The organism is Streptomyces sp. TSRI0107, from assembly GCF_001905845.1.
Classification (GTDB): domain Bacteria; phylum Actinomycetota; class Actinomycetes; order Streptomycetales; family Streptomycetaceae; genus Streptomyces.
This window is the reverse complement of record NZ_LIVZ01000005.1, coordinates 67,888-83,245: the sequence shown is the minus strand read 5'-3', so window position 1 is coordinate 83,245 and position 15,358 is coordinate 67,888. Positions and strand designations below refer to the sequence as shown.

The 15,358-nt window shown below is 70.8% G+C and carries 14 protein-coding genes and 1 pseudogene; 8 read left to right on the top strand and 7 right to left on the bottom strand.

From position 1 onward, the window contains the following. Positions 1–31 precede the first annotated feature (31 nt). Positions 32–1,438 carry a family 2B encapsulin nanocompartment shell protein gene (locus tag AMK31_RS14145; protein WP_073940856.1) on the bottom strand — a complete coding sequence of 469 codons (1,407 nt, stop codon included), beginning with the start codon at positions 1,436–1,438 and terminating at the stop codon, positions 32–34. Positions 1,439–1,753: 315 nt separating this feature from the next. On the opposite strand from AMK31_RS14145, the gene AMK31_RS14140 reads away from it, so the two are divergent. Beyond that, complete coding sequence (locus tag AMK31_RS14140; RefSeq protein WP_073940855.1) at positions 1,754–2,344, top strand: N-acetylmuramoyl-L-alanine amidase; 591 nt, start codon at positions 1,754–1,756, stop codon at positions 2,342–2,344. Positions 2,345–2,401: 57 nt separating this feature from the next. After that, a complete protein-coding gene (locus AMK31_RS14135) occupies positions 2,402–3,298 on the top strand; it encodes a 1-aminocyclopropane-1-carboxylate deaminase/D-cysteine desulfhydrase (RefSeq protein WP_073940854.1) in 897 nt (298 codons plus the stop codon). A 13-nt stretch (positions 3,299–3,311) separates the two neighbouring features. Here AMK31_RS14135 and AMK31_RS14130 read toward each other — a convergent pair. Next, positions 3,312–4,376: pseudogene (locus AMK31_RS14130) on the bottom strand (TIR domain-containing protein); the annotation flags it as partial. 105 nt (positions 4,377–4,481) lie between these two features. After that, the gene (locus tag AMK31_RS14125) at positions 4,482–6,077 is read right to left on the bottom strand and encodes a Na+/H+ antiporter (RefSeq protein ID WP_073940852.1); all 1,596 of its coding nucleotides are present in this window, start codon (positions 6,075–6,077) and stop codon (positions 4,482–4,484) included. A gap of 61 nt (positions 6,078–6,138) precedes the next feature. On the opposite strand from AMK31_RS14125, the gene AMK31_RS14120 reads away from it, so the two are divergent. The 3 genes from AMK31_RS14120 (at position 6,139) to AMK31_RS14110 (ending at position 8,227) form a co-directional block, all read left to right on the top strand. Further along, positions 6,139–6,399 (top strand): UBP-type zinc finger domain-containing protein, encoded by a 261-nt coding sequence (locus AMK31_RS14120; protein WP_073940851.1) that lies wholly within the window; start codon positions 6,139–6,141, stop codon positions 6,397–6,399. A 275-nt stretch (positions 6,400–6,674) separates the two neighbouring features. Next, on the top strand, positions 6,675–7,088 hold the full coding sequence (locus AMK31_RS14115) for an anti-sigma factor (protein ID WP_015657891.1): 414 nt from the start codon (positions 6,675–6,677) through the stop codon (positions 7,086–7,088). Positions 7,089–7,105: 17 nt separating this feature from the next. Next, positions 7,106–8,227, top strand: a complete 1,122-nt coding sequence (locus AMK31_RS14110; RefSeq protein ID WP_073940850.1) for an RNA polymerase sigma factor SigF — start codon at positions 7,106–7,108, stop codon at positions 8,225–8,227. A gap of 36 nt (positions 8,228–8,263) precedes the next feature. Here the strand turns inward: AMK31_RS14110 and AMK31_RS14105 are convergent, their stop codons facing one another. After that, entirely contained in the window at positions 8,264–8,710 is a 447-nt protein-coding gene (locus AMK31_RS14105) for a hypothetical protein (RefSeq protein ID WP_073940849.1), read from the bottom strand. A 169-nt stretch (positions 8,711–8,879) separates the two neighbouring features. Here AMK31_RS14105 and AMK31_RS14100 point away from each other — a divergent pair, with 169 nt between their 5' ends. Both AMK31_RS14100 and AMK31_RS14095 read left to right on the top strand, forming a co-directional pair. Beyond that, positions 8,880–9,848, top strand: coding sequence for a diacylglycerol/lipid kinase family protein (locus tag AMK31_RS14100; RefSeq protein WP_073940848.1), 969 nt, complete (start codon positions 8,880–8,882; stop codon positions 9,846–9,848). A gap of 318 nt (positions 9,849–10,166) precedes the next feature. Next, the gene (locus AMK31_RS14095; RefSeq protein ID WP_003992873.1) at positions 10,167–10,424 is read left to right on the top strand and encodes a WhiB family transcriptional regulator; all 258 of its coding nucleotides are present in this window, start codon (positions 10,167–10,169) and stop codon (positions 10,422–10,424) included. A gap of 228 nt (positions 10,425–10,652) precedes the next feature. On the opposite strand, the gene AMK31_RS14090 is transcribed toward AMK31_RS14095, so the two are convergent. Together AMK31_RS14090 and AMK31_RS14085 are read right to left on the bottom strand one after the other, a co-directional pair. After that, a complete protein-coding gene (locus AMK31_RS14090; RefSeq protein ID WP_073940847.1) occupies positions 10,653–12,119 on the bottom strand; it encodes a sensor histidine kinase in 1,467 nt (488 codons plus the stop codon). Positions 12,120–12,559: 440 nt separating this feature from the next. Further along, entirely contained in the window at positions 12,560–13,213 is a 654-nt protein-coding gene (locus AMK31_RS14085; protein ID WP_073940846.1) for a TetR/AcrR family transcriptional regulator, read from the bottom strand. Between the two features lie 97 nt (positions 13,214–13,310). Between AMK31_RS14085 and AMK31_RS14080 the strand changes: the two genes are divergently transcribed. Further along, entirely contained in the window at positions 13,311–14,060 is a 750-nt protein-coding gene (locus tag AMK31_RS14080) for an SDR family oxidoreductase (RefSeq protein WP_073940845.1), read from the top strand. Positions 14,061–14,157: 97 nt separating this feature from the next. Here the strand turns inward: AMK31_RS14080 and AMK31_RS14075 are convergent, their stop codons facing one another. Then, positions 14,158–15,228 carry an SIS domain-containing protein gene (locus AMK31_RS14075; protein ID WP_073940844.1) on the bottom strand — a complete coding sequence of 357 codons (1,071 nt, stop codon included), beginning with the start codon at positions 15,226–15,228 and terminating at the stop codon, positions 14,158–14,160. Between the last annotated feature and the right edge of the window lie 130 nt (positions 15,229–15,358).

Genomic DNA, 15,358 nt, shown 5'->3' with positions numbered 1-15,358 from the left:
ATCCCCCTCGCCGCCTCCGCGGCCGGTGGGGTCACCGCCAGCGGCCGATCTCGACGTTCTCCAGGACACCGAGGGCGTCCGGGACGAGGACCGCCGCCGAGTAGTAGGCCGTCACCAGGTACTTGATGATCGCCTGCTCGTTGATGCCCATGAACCGGACCGACAGGCTCGGCTCGATCTCGTCCGGGATGCCGGACTGCCTGAGGCCGATGACGCCCTGGTCGGCCTCGCCGAGACGCATCGCGATGATGGACGTGGTCCGCGCCTCGGTGACCGGGATCTTGTTGCACGGGTAGATCGGCACCCCGCGCCAGGTCGGGATGCGGTTGCCGGCGACGTCGATCGTCTCGGGCACCAGGCCCCGCTTGTTCAGCTCGCGGCCGAACGCGGCGATCGCGCGCGGGTGGGCCAGGAGCATCTTGGTGCCGCGCCGGCGGCTCAGCAGCTCGTCCAGGTCGTCCGGGCTGGGGACGCCGTCGTGCGGCTGGATCCGCTGGTCGTACTCGCAGTTGTGGAGCAGGCCGAACTCGCGGTTGTTGACCAGCTCGTGCTCCTGGCGCTCCTTCAGCGCCTCCACGGTGAGCCGGATCTGCTGCTCGGTCTGGTTCATCGGCTGGTTGTACAGGTCCGCCACGCGGGTGTGGATGCGCAGCACGGTCTGGGCGATGCTCAGTTCGTACTCGCGGGGGCGGGCCTCGTAGTCGACGAAGGTGTGCGGGATGTCCGGCTCACCGGTGTGGCCGGCCTCGAGGTCGATCTCCTTCTCGCCGTACTTGTTGGTGCGCTGCCGGGGCAGCGAGCGCCGCTGGTCCAGGTGGCCGCGCAGCTCCTCCGAGCGCTCGGCGACCTGCTCGAAGTGCTGCCGGGACAGGACCAGGACGGTGCACGCGGTGATAGCGCGGGCCGTGTACTCCCAGATGGCGTCCGGGTCGAGCAGCGCCTGCTCGCCGAGGTAGGAGCCGTCGGCGAGGACCCCGAGGCTCTCGTCGTCGCCGTAGGGGCCGGTGCCGATCTTCTCCACCCTGCCGTGCGCGATGAGATAGACCTCGTCGGTCCGGCTGCCGAACGAGGCGATCACCTCGCCCGCGGCGATCTCACGCTGATCGCAGCGCCGGGCCAGCTCGGTCAGCACCTCCTCGTCCTCGAACGACCGCAGCGCGGGGAGTTCTCCGAGTTCCGCCGGGATGACCTCGACGCGATCGCCGGTCTTCACGAAGGTGATGCGTCCGTCACCCACCGCGAAGGTCAGCCGCCGGTTCACTCGGTACGTACCGCCCTGTACGTCCACCCAGGGAAGGTTGCGGAGCAGCCAGCGGGAGCTGATCTCCTGCATCTGGGGAACGGACTTGGTGGTGGTGGCCAGGTTCCGCGCGGCCGCCGTGCCGAGACTCTGCTGCGGCTTGCCCTGCTCCGTGCGGACCTCTTCGCCTACCGACATAAGGAATTGCCCTCCCGGTCATGCCCCTGCGGCCATCTGCCGCCGGCACCGATCTCGGGACCAGCCTTCCATCACGCAACGTGCTCGTGCTATTACCCGAAAGAGCGGGAATGGATCACCGTGCCCTGGGCACACATAGGGCCTCGCGCACGCCCCGCCCTGGGATTTCACGCGGGCGCGCGCCGCCGGAAGCGCGCTGTCCGGATCGACTCGCACGCTGTGCGAACGGATGATTTCGCACCGTCACGATTCGGTACAAGCAGCGATATGGGCGGTCGCGACGGGCGGCCGTCACGCAGCACGAAGGGGGCTCGCATGGCCTCACCGATGTCCGCGGACCGGTTCCTGGAAGTCCTGCGGGCGGAAGGCGTCACGGTCGTCGAAGTGGGCGACTGGCGGCACCACAACCGCAATCACAAGGGGCCGTGGGGCCCCGTCCACGGCGTGATGATCCACCACACCGTGACCGAGGGCAGCGCGCACACCGTGGAGGTGTGCCGGAACGGTTACGAGGACCTGCCCGGTCCGCTGTGCCACGGCGTCATCACCAAGGACGGCACCGTCCACCTCGTCGGCTACGGCCGGGCCAACCACGCCGGCATCGGCGACGACGACGTGCTGCGCGCGGTGATCGCGGAGAAGGCGCTGCCGCACGACAACGAGACGAACACCGACGGGAACCGCCACTTCTACGGCTTCGAGTGCGAGAACCTCGGCGACGGCGAGGACCCCTGGCCCGCGGCCCAGCTGGAGGCCATCGAGCGGGCCGCCGCGGCGGTCTGCCGCCACCACGGGTGGACGGAGCGGTCGGTCATCGGGCACAAGGAGTGGCAGCCCGGAAAGGTGGACCCGCGCGGCTTCACCATGACGTCGATGCGGGAGCGCGTCCGGGACCGGCTGAAGTGAGACGGCGCGGTGCGGGCGGCCGGTGGCGGGGCCGCCCGGCAGGGTGACAATGGTGCCGTGACCAGCAACGACGCCCTCGCCGCACTGAAACCGAGGCTCCCCTCTCCCCTACGGGAGGTACGGGACGACCGGTTCGCCCGCCATGGCGTTCGTCTGCTCCTCAAGCGCGACGACCTCATCCATCCCGACCTCGTCGGCAACAAGTGGCGCAAACTCGCACCCAACCTCGCGGCGGCGGGCGGCCGGCCGATCGTCACCTTCGGCGGCGCGTACTCCAACCATCTGCGCGCCACCGCCGCCGCGGGCCGACTGCTCGGCGTGCCCACGGTCGGCGTGGTCCGCGGCGAGGAACTGGCCGGCCGTCCCCTCAATCCGTCGCTGGCCCACTGTGCGGCGGACGGCATGCGGCTGCACTTCGTCGACAGATCGACGTATCGCCGGAAGAAGGATCCGGCCACCCTCGCGCGCGTCCTGCGCGCGGCCGGCGCCGAGGACGCCTACGTCGTCCCCGAGGGCGGCAGCAACGCCCTCGCCGTCCACGGCTGCCAGGCCCTCGGCGAGGAGCTGCGCGGTCGGGCGAACGTGGTGGCGGTGGCCTGCGGGACCGGGGGCACGCTGGCGGGAATGGCCGCCGGGGTGGCGCCTGAGCAGCGGGTACTCGGGATACCGGTGCTCAAAGGGGGCTTTCTCGGCGACGAGATACGGGCTTTGCAGGAGCGGGCGTTCGGCGGGCCGCGGGGCGACTGGTGGCTTGACGAGCGGTTCCACTTCGGGGGGTACGCCCGCACCACACCCGAACTTCACGCGTTCGCAGAGGAGTTCGAGGAGCGGCACGGGATGGGTGTGGAACGTCTTTATGTCGCCAAGATGCTGTACGGACTCGTCGCCCTGGCGGACGAGGGCGCGTTCGCGCCGGGGACGGCGGTGGCGGCTGTGATCACGGGTTCCCGCTAGCGGGACTTCCGTCGGCCAGGGCGTCGGCCTGTGACTCGGGGATGCCGGGGACGCGCTTGTCCAGGTGGGCGAGGGAGTCCTCGCGGGTGAAGACGTCCAGGGCGAGCGGGTGGGCGATGTCGCGCCAGTCGGGGTTGCGGGAGGTGATCAGGACGTGGCCGGGCCCCTCGGGGAGCCAGTTCTCGATCTGCCGGGGGTTCTCGGCGTTGTCGAGGACGATCAGCCAGCGTGACCGGTCGCGCAGATACCGCAGCAGCATACGGGCGTTGTGCTCCGCGCCGGCCCCGGGGTCGGCGATGCCGATCCGGTCCGCCAGCTCGGTGTAGTGGACGGGGAGCCGGTCGGCCTGTTCGGCGTCGATCCACCACACCAGGTCGTACTGGTCGGCGAAGCGATGGGCGTACTCCAGGGCGATCTGGCTCTTGCCGATGCCGCCGGGGCCGTGCAGCGCGTACACGGCGGTGTCGCGGCCGGCGAGCAGTCCCTCCCGCAGTTCGACGAGCACTGCCTCCCGGCCGGAGAAGTCGGCGTTCCTCCGGCGTACGTTCCACACGTCGGCGCGCTTGGTGCTGTCCGGCAGCCGGGGTCTGGCCCCTTCGGCCGTGCCCGTCTCCCCCGGACCGGGCGGGACCGGCGCGGCGGCGCCCGGGAACGGGGGCGGCCCGCTCGGTCGTCCGCCCCCATTGACCGCGGCCAGCAGCGCCGCGAGCGCGCCTTCCTCGTCGAGTCCGTGCAGGTCCTTGCGGACCCGGGTGGCGAGCATCGAGGGGACGTCGTGGTTGGTGAGGGGTTCGACGGCGAGCGGGATGATGCGGTCGCGGCGGGCGACGACGGCGGTCCACTCCTCGTTGGTCCAGCGGCCCGCCTCGAAGTACGACTTGGAGAAGAGCGCCACGACCGCGTCGGCCTGTCGCAGCCCTTCCTCCATGCGCCGCACGAAGTCGTCGCCGGTGCGCCAGTCCCACACGTCGAGCATGACCTGGTGGCCGTTCCGCTCCAGGTGGTAGCCCACCCACTCGGCCCAGGTGCGGTCCACGCCCGCGTAACTGATGAAGTACCGCTGTGTGGTGCCGGCCATCGAGCCCCCCGAGTCACCGTGGTCGTCGCCGCGTCCCGCGTCCGCGGTCGGTGCGTGTGCGGTCAATGATCCCCCCTCGCACTGACAGCGCCCGGTGGCATCTCATCACGTCGTCTCGCGGTACGCCGCCGCTTCCTCCAGGTCCAGTCGGCGCAGCAGCGTCCGCAGCATCTCGTCGTCGATGTAGCGCAGGTCGCGGAGCTTCACGAAGACCTCGCGCTCGGCGCTGATCATCTCCCGCGCGAGCCGGCGGTAGGTGTCGTCGACGGTCTCGCCGGTGATCGGGTTGGGCTGGCCGAGGCGTTCCCACACGGCGTTGCGGCGGCGCTCCAGGACGGTGCGCAGCCGGTCGGCGAGCGGTTCGGGGAGGGCGTTGCGTTCGTCGGTGAGGAGTTCGTCGAGGCGCTGTTCGGCCGCGCGGGAGGCCTGCGCCTGGGCGTTGGCCTCGGCCAGGGTCTCGGCCTGCGCGTCGCGGCCGGGCAGGCGCAGCAGGCCGATCAGGGGCGGCAGGGTGAGGCCCTGGACGACGAGGGTGCCGATGACGGTGGTGAAGGTCAGGAAGAGGATCAGGTTGCGGCCGGGGAAGTCCTCGCCGCCGTGGATGGTCTGCGGGATGGAGAAGGCGATGGCCAGGGAGACCACGCCGCGCATCCCGGCCCAGGAGATGATGAACGCCCCCTTCCACGTGGGGTTGTCCTCGCGTTCGCGGATCCGCGCGGACAGCAGGCGGGGCAGGAAGGTCGCCGGGTAGACCCAGACGAACCTGGTGACGACGACGACGAGGAAGACGGCGACCGCGTACCAGGCGGCGTCGGCGCCTTCGTACTCCCCGAGCCCCCGCAGGACCACCGGCAGCTGGAGTCCGATCAGCGCGAAGACCGAGGATTCCAGGACGAAGGCGACCATCTTCCACACCGCGTCCTCCTGGAGGCGGGTGGCGAAATCGACCTCCCACGCGCGGTGGCCGAGATAGAGGGCGACGACCACGACCGCCAGGACTCCGGAGGCGTGCACCTGCTCGGCGACGCCGTACGCCACGAACGGGATCAGCAGGGAGAGCGTGTTCTGCAGCAGTGCTTCCTTGAGGTGGGTGCGCAGCCAGTGGATCGGCACCATCAGCACCAGTCCGATGCCGATGCCGCCGACCGCCGCGATCAGGAACTCACCGATTCCGCCGACCCAGGAGGTCGCCTCGCCGACGGCCGCGGCGACGGCCACGCGGTAGGCGGTGATCGCGGTGGCGTCGTTCACCAGGGACTCGCCCTGGAGGATGGTGGTGATCCTCGACGGCAGCCCCACGCGGCGGGCGATCGCGGTGGCGGCGACGGCGTCCGGGGGCGCCACGACCGCGCCCAGCACCAGGGCGGCCGTGAGCGGCAGCCCGGGGACGAGCAGATAGGCGGCCCAGCCGACGGCGACGGTCGCGAAGAGCACGTACCCGACGGAGAGCAGGGCGACCGGCCGCAGTTGGGCGCGCAGATCCAGGTAGGAGCTGTCGGTGGCCGCGGTGTACAGCAGCGGGGGCAGCAGGAGCGGCAGGACGACGTGCGGGTCGAGGGTGTAGTCGGGGACGCCGGGGATGTACGACACAGCCAGTCCGGCCGCGACCAGCAGCAGTGGAGCCGGTACCAGGGTGCGGCGTCCGGCCGCGGCTACAGCGGCACTGCCGGCCACCAGCAACAGCAGTGGCATCACGTTCATGGTTCTCGCCAGCCCTCGTATTCCGCGCGGTCACCCGCACACCCGTCGTAATCTGGCAATCATGAGACAGTGCACGCACGCCGACGCGCTGCCGCACCCGGAACCGTCCGCGCTGAGCGAGACGTGTACGGAGTGTCTGGCGGCGGGTACGCACCCGGTACAGCTGCGGCTGTGCCTCACCTGCGGTCACGTCGGCTGCTGCGACTCCTCGCCGGGGCGGCACGCGACCGATCACCATGAGAAGTCGGGGCATCCGGTGATGCGCACGTACGAACCGGGTGAGAATTGGCGTTGGTGCTTCGTCGACCACGTGCTCGTGTGACCTGCTCGTGACGCCGGATCCGGAGGGTCGGATCCGGACGGTTCGAGCGTCTGACGCCGGGGTACGTCAACCCGGCGCCCCCTGTTCCGAATTGGGACCGCCCACCCTCTAGCCACTGTGCGTGTTCATGTGTTTACTATGAGTGACAGCAGGGGGTTGGGGTCCCGGGGACAGGAAAATCGAGAGCGCGGTAGCGTCACCGCTGAACCACACATCGCGTTACCCCGGGGGGCGACCCTCGGCCCCGTAGAGCTTGTACCACCTTGGAGGTGAGGGTGTCCCAGATCGCAGGCGAGCCCGCGACCCAGGACTTCGTCGAAGTCCGGCTGCCGGCTGCGGGTGCCTACCTGTCGGTGCTGCGGACGGCCACGGCCGGCCTCGCGGCCCGTTTGGACTTCACCCTGGACGAGATCGAGGACCTGCGCATCGCGGTGGACGAGGCCTGCGCGATCCTGCTTCAGCAGGCCGTGCCCGGCTCGGTGCTCAGTTGCGTCTTCCGGCTCGTCGACGACTCGCTGGAGGTCACCGTCTCCGCGCCGACCACGGACGGTCACGCCCCTTCGCGCGACACCTTCGCCTGGACCGTCCTGTCCGCGCTCGCGGGCAAGGTCTCCTCCGCCGTGGACGACGACAAGACCGTTTCGATCAGCCTCTACAAACAGCGCGGCGCGGGACCCGGGCCGGCGTGAGGAACGGGGACGGGCCGGTGCGGGACGAAGAGCGCGGCACACGGGAGCTGCCGGCCGAGGGCACGGGCGGACCGGGCGGTCCGGCGGGTCCGGGCGGCCAGGGCGGTTCCCGACGCATGGCGGACGGCGTCGACGGCATCCCCGAGCAGGCCCGGCCGCACCCGGAGGAGGACTCCCCGTCGGCGGACTTCCCCGGTGACGGCCGGCGGGATCGGGACGATGCCGTGCAGGGCGCGCCTCCGGAGCGGCGGAACGGGGGCTTCCCTGTCCGGGCCGAGGCGAGGGCTCGGGGAAGGGCGACGGGCGGGACGATGAGCGAGCACGAGCGAAATTCCGAGGACGACGCGGCGAGCGCCCGGCACACGCCTGCCGCGCCCCACGACCCTCAGGACCGCAGCGGGGCGCGCGCCCTGTTCGTCGAGCTGCGCGGCCTGAGCCAGGGCAGCCCGGAGTACGCGGAGCTGCGCAACCGGCTGGTCCGGATGCACCTGCCGCTCGTCGAGCACCTCGCGCGCCGCTTCCGCAACCGGGGCGAGCCGCTGGACGACCTGACGCAGGTCGCCACCATCGGGCTGATCAAGTCGGTCGACCGGTTCGACCCGGACCGCGGCGTGGAGTTCTCGACGTACGCCACCCCGACGGTCGTCGGCGAGATCAAGCGGCACTTCCGGGACAAGGGCTGGGCGGTGCGGGTGCCGCGCCGGCTGCAGGAACTGCGGCTCTCGCTGACCACGGCGACGGCCGAGCTGTCGCAGCTGCACGGCCGCTCCCCCACGGTCCACGAGCTGGCCGAGAAGCTGTCGATCTCGGAGGAGGAGGTCCTGGAGGGCCTGGAGTCCGCCAACGCGTACTCCACGCTGTCCCTGGACGTCCCCGACACCGACGACGAGTCCCCGGCGGTCGCGGACACGCTGGGCGCGGAGGACGAGGCGCTGGAGGGCGTCGAGTACCGCGAGTCGCTCAAGCCGCTGCTGGAGGATCTGCCTCCGCGTGAGAAGCGGATCCTGCTGCTGCGGTTCTTCGGGAACATGACCCAGTCGCAGATCGCGCAGGAGGTCGGCATCTCGCAGATGCACGTCTCGCGGCTGCTGGCGCGCACGCTGGCGCAGCTGCGGGAGAAGCTGCTCGTGGAGGAGTGAGACTCGTGGAGGAGTGAGAGGAGTGGCCGAGAGCGGCTACTTCTCGGCGTTGCCGGGCCCGCGGATGCCGAGGGCCCGGGTCGTCTCGGCGTTGATCAGCAGGACCAGCGCGGCGACGGCGACGACGGCCAGCGCGATGCCCGCGGGGATGGCCATGCTGTCGGCCTGGAGCAGGTTGTAGGCCACGGGCAGCGCCATCAGCTGCGTGATCACGGCGGGGCCGCGGCTCCAGCTGCGCCGGGCCAGCAGGCCCCGGGCGGCGAGCAGCGGCAGCAGCGCGAGCACGATCAGGGTGACGCCTCCGGTGACGGCCTGCTGCCGGTCGTCCGGCTCGCCGGTCAGCCCGAGGACGAGGATCCAGACACCGCCGACCACCAGGGCCAGGCCTTCCAGCGCGGCCAGCGCCGCGGCGGCGATCAGCCGGACAGGGCGGGGGCCCGCCTCTTCGGCGGCTTCGGGGCTGGGGTTCTGCGCAGAGCTCACCCCTGCAGGGTAGCGGCCGGGGCGGGACGGCCTCGGGTGCGGGGCGGGAGCCGACGGGCGCGCGCCCGACTTACCACGCCCGCGCCCGTGTCGAGGTTCACGCCTGGAACTCGGCCCGATCTTCGGTCCGGTCTGGGCCCGGTACCCCCCAGTAGGTACGCTGCCATCCATGCGTGCACTTCTCGTGGTCAATCCGGCGGCAACCACCACAAGCGCACGTACGCGCGATGTGCTGATCCACGCGCTCGCGAGCGAGATGAAGCTGGAGGCGGTCACCACCGAGTACCGCGGTCACGCCCGTGACCTCGGCCGGCAGGCGGCGCAGAGCGAGGACATCGAACTGGTCGTGGCCCTCGGCGGCGACGGCACGGTCAACGAGGTGGTCAACGGACTGCTGCACGACGGCCCGGACCCGGATCACCTGCCCGGTCTGGCCGTGGTGCCCGGCGGCTCCACCAATGTCTTCGCCCGCGCCCTGGGTCTGCCCAACGACGCCGTGGAGGCGACCGGCGCTCTGCTGGACGCCCTGCGCGAGGGCAGCGAGCGGACCGTCGGACTGGGCCTCACCTCGGGGACCCCCGGCACCGACGACGAGGCCGTCCCGTCCCGCTGGTTCACCTTCAACGCGGGGCTGGGCTTCGACGCGGGCGTGGTCGGCCGGGTCGAGCAGCAGCGGGAGCTCGGCAAGAAGTCCACGCACGCGCTGTACGTCCGCCAGGTGGTGCGCCAGCTGCTCGGCGAGCCTCACCGTCGGCACGGGACGATCACGCTGGAGCAGGACGGCGAGGAACTGGCGACGGATCTTGTGCTGTCCATAGTCTCGAACACCGCCCCGTGGACGTTCCTCGGCAATCGCCCCATGTATGCGTCTCCTAAGGCGTCGTTCGACACCGGCCTCGACGTATTCGGTCTCAGCCGTCTGTCCACGGCCGCGGTTGCCCGGTATGGCACCCAGTTGCTCACTTCGTCCCCCGAGCGTGGCCCCAAGGGAAAGCACGCCGTCTCACTGCACGACCTGACCCGGTTCACCTTGCATTCGAAGGTCCCCCTCCCCCTTCAGATGGACGGTGACCACCTGGGGCTGCGTACGAGCGTGACGTTCACAGGCGTACGCCGTGCACTGCGTGTGATTGTGTGAGCAGAAAGGGCTGAAGTCCTTTCACTCGAACGTTTAGGCCAGGATCCACCCCATGGAAGTACGGCTGTGACCTAGTCGACACCGAGGAATCAAAAAAAACTTTCCGGAAGGGGTTGTATCCGCCGCTGAGGTTTGCGAGTCTCTACGTGGCGATCGGGACGGCCCGCAAGACCGGCCTCCACAGATCACCGGAACCCCTCTCCAAACCAAGGACCACGCCAGGGAACCTGGCGGTCGGCCCTTCACTTGTTGAGGGATTCGTGAAAGCGTTCACATTCACAAGCAACCTGCACGTAATACCAAGGAGAGGTAGCAGCCATGGACTGGCGTCACAACGCCGTTTGCCGCGAGGAAGACCCCGAGCTCTTCTTCCCCATCGGCAACACCGGTCCTGCGCTGCTGCAGATCGAGGAAGCCAAGGCCGTCTGCCGTCGCTGCCCGGTGATCGAGCAGTGTCTGCAGTGGGCGCTCGAGTCCGGTCAGGACTCCGGCGTCTGGGGTGGTCTCAGCGAGGACGAGCGCCGCGCGATGAAGCGCCGTGCCGCCCGCAACCGGGCTCGTCAGGCTTCCGCCTGACATCACCCACCCCGCTGACAGCCTGAGCTTGGCGGCGCGTACAGCGAGTACGCAACTCCCGCCCCCGAGCACGCAGCGCGCAGTACCCCGATGCGCTTAGCAAACGAGCAGAGCAGCAGCGAGCACTAGCCTCGGACCGACCAAGGTCCGGGGCTCTTTGCTTTTCCGAGGCGGACTGTTTCCGCGGGGCGGACCATCTCGCGGGGCGGACTGCTTCTGCGGGACGGACTATTTCTGCGCCCGCACCGGGATGTCGAGGATCACCTGGGTGCCGCGCTCCGGTGCCGGGACCATGTCGAAGCTGCCGCCCAACTCGCCCTCCACCAGCGTCCGTACGATCTGCAGGCCGAGGTTGCCGGAGGTGTGCGGGTCGAAGCCCTCGGGCAGCCCCACCCCGTCGTCCTGGACGGTGACCAGGAGGCGCGCCTCCTTCGTCGTACCGCCGCGGACCGCCGACACCTCGACGGTGCCGGTGTCGCCCTCGCGGAAGCCGTGCTCCAGGGCGTTCTGCAGCACCTCGGTCAGCACCATGGACAGCGGGGTCGCGACCTCGGCGTCGAGGATGCCGAAGCGGCCGGTGCGCCGGCCGGTGACCTTGCCGGGCGAGATCTCGGCGACCATGGCGAGCACCCGGTCGGCGATCTCGTCGAACTCCACGCGCTCGTCCAGGTTCTGGGACAGCGTCTCGTGCACGATGGCGATCGACCCGACCCGGCGCACCGCCTCCTCGAGCGCCGCGCGGCCGCGTTCGGACTCAATCCGCCGGGCCTGGAGGCGCAGCAGCGCGGCCACCGTCTGGAGGTTGTTCTTCACCCGGTGGTGGATCTCCCGGATGGTGGCGTCCTTGGTGATCAACTCGCGCTCGCGGCGGCGCAGTTCCGTGACGTCCCGCAGGAGGACCAGCGAACCGATGCGGGTGCCCTTGGGCTTGAGCGGGATCGCCCGGAACTGGATGACGCCGTCGTTGGCCTCGATCTCGAACTCGCGGGGCGCCCAGCCGCTGGCGACCTTGGCGAGCGCCTCGTCCACCGGTCCGCGGGTGGGGGCGAGTTCGGCGGTGGTGCGGCCGAGGTGATGGCCGACGAGGTCGGCGGCGAGCCCCATGCGGTGGTAGGCGGAGAGTGCGTTCGGCGAGGCGTACTGGACGATGCCGTCCGCGTCGAGCCGGATCAGACCGTCGCCCACGCGCGGCGAGGCGTCCATGTCGACCTGCTGGTTGGCGAAGGGGAACGCGCCGGCCGCGATCATCTGGGCGAGGTCCGAGGCGGACTGGAGGTAGGTCAGCTCCAGGCGGCTCGGGGTGCGCACGGTGAGCAGGTTGGTGTTGCGGGCGATGACGCCGAGGACGCGGCCGTCCCGTCGTACGGGGATCGACTCCACCCGTACGGGGACCTCCTCGCGCCACTCCGGGTCGCCCTCGCGCACGATGCGGCCCTCGTCGAGCGCGGCGTCCAGCATGGGGCGGCGGCCGCGCGGGACCAGGTGGCCGACCATGTCGTCCTGGTAGGAGGTCGGGCCGGTGTTGGGCCGCATCTGGGCGACGGAGACATAGCGGGTGCCGTCGCGGGTGGGGACCCAGAGGACGAGGTCGGCGAAGGACAGGTCGGAGAGCAGCTGCCACTCCGAGACCAGCAGATGCAGCCACTCGAGGTCGGAGTCGTCGAGGGCGGTGTGCTGGCGGACCAGTTCGTTCATGGAGGGCACGTGTGCGAGCGTACCTGGGGCTTCGTACGGCCCTGAAATACGTGCCTCCCGGTGCGGTCCCCGCACGTCCGGAGGGCCGGCGCGGGCCCGGAAAACACCCGCGGGCCGCGGCGCCTGGGAGGGACCCTCAACCCTCCCGGCACCGCAGCCCGGAGCAACAACGGCCGTGGGGTGTGCGGTCCCGGTCGGCCGAAGGATGAGGAGCCGGGGCAGTCAGGGCAGAGAGCTCCGGTTCCTCGGTCCGTCTTCCTGTGCGGGGAAGACGGAGGCTTGTTCCCCTCGCATGGAGGCTACGGATGCACAGCGAGGCGCCTACGATTGTGGACTAGACCACTCCGCGTGTCCATGCGTCGGAGACTGTTTTTGTCGAAAGACCGTGCGGCGCGAGGCCGCTGTACGTTATCGGCGCTTCGCAGCCTAACCCGCCCCGGTCACCTACGGGGCCAGATGGCCATGGCAATTTCGGCGAGCGCTTCGAGTTCCGCCCGGTTCGCGCCGTCGCGCGCCTGCTGGGACATGCCCTGGATCATGGCTCCGGTGTGCCTGGCGAGCGTCGCCGCGTCCGTGTCCGGTGGCAGCTCGCCCGAGGCGATGTCCGCCTTTATACGGCTTTCGAAGGCCGCGATGCCGGCGTTGCGCCGGTCCCGCAGGAACTGCTCCACCTCAGGGCTGGTGCAGTTGGTCGCCGCGTGGACGACGAGGCAGCCCTGCGGGCGGCCGGGGACCGTGTACTCGACGGCGGCCTCGCGCAGCACGCGCTCCACGGCGGCCCGGGCCGTGGGCTCCTCGGCGAGGGCGCGCCCGGTGAAGGAGCCGTACCGCACGCCGTACACCTCCACGGCCTCCTCGAACAGCGCCCGCTTGTCGCCGAAGGCCGAGTAGAGGCTGGGGGCGCCGATGCCCATGACGCGGGTGAGGTCGGAGACGGAGGTGGCCTCGTAGCCGTGCTCCCAGAAGGCCATGATCGCCTTCTCCAGGGCGGTCTCCCGGTCGAAGGAGCGAGGCCGGCCACGGCCGCGCTGCCGGGCGGCGGGCGCCGCGGCCCGCACTCCCGCCCGCGTCTCGGAGTCCTGCTCGGTCACCATGGAGTTCATTTTATAGCGGGCACTAGACAAACAACAGAGTCGTGCTCTACGGTCATTTGTGTAACGACCGCTAGTTAATTGCGAAGGGGGCGTCGGCATGGGCGCGCTGAGCGGCAGGACGGCACTCGTCACGGGGGCGAGCAGGGGGATCGGGCGCGGGATCGCCGAGCGGCTGGGGCGCGACGGGGCCCGGGTCGCCGTGCACTACGGCAGCAGCGAGGCGGCGGCGAGGGAGACGGTCGCGGCGATCGAGGCGGCGGGCGGCTCGGCCTTCACGGTCGGCGTCGAGCTGGGCCGGCCCGGGGACGCCGAGGCGCTGTGGGCCGAGTTCGACCGGCATGCCGACGGGGTGGACATCATCGTGAACAACGCCGGGATCGGCACGGCGTCCCCGCTGGAGAAGATCGACGAGGAGGAGTACGACCGGGTCTTCGCGGTGAACGTGAAGGCACCCCACTTCATCGTCCGGCACGGCCTCGGCCGGCTCCGCGACGGCGGCCGGGTCATCAACATCTCCTCGGGCCTGGCTCGGACCGCCGTGATGCCGGACAAGATGGCCTACGCGATGACGAAGGGCGCGCTGGACGTCTTCACCCGGGATCTGTCCAAGGTGCTCGGACCCCGGGGCATCACGGTGAACTCGGTGGCGCCGGGCATCATCGACACCGACAACACGGCCGAGTTCCTGAGCACGGAGGACGGCCGGGCGCAGGCCTCGGCGATATCCGCGCTGGGGCGGGTGGGAGTACCGGCGGACGTGGCCGACGTGGTGGCCTTCCTGGCCTCCGACGAGGGCCGGTGGATCACGGGGAGCTGGGTGGACGCGACGGGCGGCTCGCTGAGCTGAGGCGGGGGCTTCCCGCCGGGCCGGGGCTCAGGGCGACCCCGCCGCTCCCGCCGGGCCGGGGGCCGACGGCGACCACACCATCCCCGCCGCGTGTGCCTCACCGCGTCTCCGTCACCTTGGCCAGGGCGCGAGGCGCGTCCGGGTCCTGGCCACGGGCGATGGTGACCTCGTAGGCGAGCAGCTGGAGCGGGATGATCTCCAGGATGGGCTGGACCTCCTCCGCGATGCCCTCGGTGGGCAGGACGAAGCCCGCCGAGGCCTGCTCCACCTGGCGCCCGGGCCCGAAGACGACCAGATCGGCGCCGCGGCCGCGCAGGCGGTCCAGGACGGGCTGGAGCGCCTCCCCTCCCCTGCCGTCGGTGACGACCGCGATGACCGGGGAGACGTTGTCGACCATGGCGAGGGGGCCGTGCAGCAGATCGGCGCCGGAGTAGGAGAGGGCGGGGATGTAGCTGGTCTCCATCAGTTTGAGGGCGGCCTCCTTGGCCGTCGGGTAGCCGTAGCCGCGTGAGGTGATCACCATGCGTTCGGCGAACCGGTAGCGGCCGGCGAGGGCGCGCACCTCGTCCTTGCGGGAGAGCAGCTGACCGGCGAGGTCGGGGAGCGGCTCCGCGGGGGCGCCGTCGCCGCCGCGCAGGCCCTCGACGAAGAGGTAGAGCGCGAGGAGGGAGGCCGTGTAGGTCTTGGTCGCGGGCAGGGCCTTCTCCGGGCCCGCCAGGATGTCGAGGTGGTGTTCGGCGACGCCGGCCAGCGGTGAGTCCGGGTTGTTGGTGACGGCGAGGGTGATCGCGCCGGCCTGGCGGGCGGCCCGGGTGGAGGCGACCAGGTCGGGGGAGCCGCCGGACTGGCTGACGGTGACGACGAGGACATCGGTGAGGTCGGGGGCGGCGCCGTAGGCCGTGATGGTCGACATCGAGGTGAGGCCGCAGGGCAGGCCGAGGCGGATCTCCATGAGGTACTTGGCGTAGAGCGCGGCGTTGTCGGAGGTGCCGCGGGCGGTGAGCAGGACGAAGCGGGGCTTGCGGGCGGCGATCTCCTGCGCGACCCGGCGGATGTCCGGGGCGCCGTCCTGAAGGATCCGCCGCAGCACGGCGGGCTGCTCGTCCATCTCACGAGCCATGATCCGGCCGGGGACGTCTGTGTGGGGGTCCGGTGGGGTGGCGGTCATGGGATCTCCGGGGGCCTGGAGGGGCATGCGGTGCGTCTCCCATTCCACTCCCCCGGGCGTCGGCGCGCCCGCTCAGGGCAGGCCTGTGGGGGGAGCTGCCGGGGGCCTGTTTCTGCCCTACGGCGCCTGG

Coding starts and splice junctions, on each gene's coding strand:
- AMK31_RS14145 (WP_073940856.1), bottom strand. CDS start 1,438: ATGTCGGTAGGCGAAGAGGTCCGCACGGAGCAGGGCAAGCCGCAGCAG.
- AMK31_RS14140 (WP_073940855.1), top strand. CDS start 1,754: ATGGCCTCACCGATGTCCGCGGACCGGTTCCTGGAAGTCCTGCGGGCG.
- AMK31_RS14125 (WP_073940852.1), bottom strand. CDS start 6,077: ATGAACGTGATGCCACTGCTGTTGCTGGTGGCCGGCAGTGCCGCTGTA.
- AMK31_RS14120 (WP_073940851.1), top strand. CDS start 6,139: ATGAGACAGTGCACGCACGCCGACGCGCTGCCGCACCCGGAACCGTCC.
- AMK31_RS14100 (WP_073940848.1), top strand. CDS start 8,880: ATGCGTGCACTTCTCGTGGTCAATCCGGCGGCAACCACCACAAGCGCA.
- AMK31_RS14095 (WP_003992873.1), top strand. CDS start 10,167: ATGGACTGGCGTCACAACGCCGTTTGCCGCGAGGAAGACCCCGAGCTC.
- AMK31_RS14090 (WP_073940847.1), bottom strand. CDS start 12,119: ATGAACGAACTGGTCCGCCAGCACACCGCCCTCGACGACTCCGACCTC.
- AMK31_RS14085 (WP_073940846.1), bottom strand. CDS start 13,213: ATGGTGACCGAGCAGGACTCCGAGACGCGGGCGGGAGTGCGGGCCGCG.
- AMK31_RS14080 (WP_073940845.1), top strand. CDS start 13,311: ATGGGCGCGCTGAGCGGCAGGACGGCACTCGTCACGGGGGCGAGCAGG.
- AMK31_RS14075 (WP_073940844.1), bottom strand. CDS start 15,228: ATGACCGCCACCCCACCGGACCCCCACACAGACGTCCCCGGCCGGATC.